1 protein-coding gene is annotated in these 1,333 nt (G+C 65.4%); it reads left to right on the top strand.

The features are described 5' to 3' along the window. Window positions 1–166 precede the first annotated feature (166 nt). Window positions 167–1,333, top strand: a 1,167-nt coding sequence (radA, locus tag Q0L94_RS17750; RefSeq protein WP_296755993.1) for a DNA repair protein RadA, incomplete at its 3' end; no start/stop codon positions are given.

The following is a 1,333-nucleotide window of genomic DNA, read 5'->3' as shown; positions in this document are numbered from 1 at the left end:
CTAGTGTCGTGACTCGGAAATATCGCAACATGAAACGGCGTCTTTTTCCGCATGGCGGCGTTGCTCGTCGTTGCCATAGAGTCGACTATGTCGCCTCCTCGCGCCTTGCCCTGCGAAAAAATCCATCCGTTTCATTATGTCACCCTATTTCTGAGTCACGACACTAGTGGCCAAAACCAAGACGATCTACACCTGCACCGAATGCGGCGGGCAGTCGCCCAAGTGGCAGGGCCAGTGCCCGGCGTGCAATGCCTGGAACACCCTGGTCGAAACGATTGCGGAATCGGCCAAGCCGCGCTTCGCTTCGCTGGCGGCGACCAGTACCGCACAATTCCTGCATGACGTCGAAGCCTCGGAAGAGAGCCGCATCGCTACCGACATCGGTGAGCTCGACCGCGTGCTCGGCGGCGGCCTGGTGCCGGGTGGCGTGACGCTGATCGGCGGCGACCCCGGTATCGGCAAATCGACGCTGCTCTTGCAAGCCTTGGCCGGCCTGTCCGGCAGGCTGAAGACGCTCTACGTCAGCGGCGAGGAATCGGCGCGCCAGGTTGCGCTGCGCGCGCGTCGGCTGTCGCTGCCCGAGACCCATCTGCCAGTGCTGCCGGAAATACGGTTGGAGGCCATTCTTGCGCAGCTCGCCGGGATGAAGCCCGAGGTCGCAGTGATCGATTCGATCCAGACCGTGTATTCGGAAGCGCTGACCTCGGCACCGGGTTCGGTGGCGCAGGTGCGCGAATGCGCCGCGCAGCTGACGCGCCAGGCCAAGCAGAGCGGCTGCGCGATCATCCTTGTCGGCCACGTCACCAAGGAAGGCGCGATCGCCGGCCCGCGCGTGCTCGAGCACATCGTCGACACCGTGCTCTACTTCGAGGGTGACACCGGGTCGAGCTTCCGTCTGGTGCGCGCGTTCAAGAACCGCTTCGGTGCGGTGAACGAGATCGGCGTGTTCGCGATGACCGAGAAGGGACTGAAGGGCGTCTCCAACCCTTCGGCGATCTTCCTGTCGCGCCACGGCGAGCCGGTTCCGGGCTCCTGCGTGCTCGTGACGCAGGAGGGCACGCGGCCGCTCCTGGTCGAGATCCAGGCGCTGGTCGATTCCAGCCAGGCCCCGAGCCCGCGGCGGCTGTCGGTCGGCCTGGAGCAGAACCGGCTGGCGATGCTGCTTGCCGTGCTGCACCGGCACGCCGGCATTGCCTGCTTCGACCAGGACGTGTTCGTCAACGCGGTGGGCGGGGTGAAGATCAGCGAGCCGGCGGCCGACCTTGCGGTGCTGGCTGCGATCGTGTCCTCGCTCAGAAGCCAGCCGCTGCCCGACAAGCTCGTGATGTTCGGC

It is taken from the genome of Thiobacillus sp. (assembly GCF_024708915.1).
The sequence above is the reverse complement of the archived record's forward strand: the minus strand, read 5'-3'. Positions and strand labels throughout refer to the sequence as shown.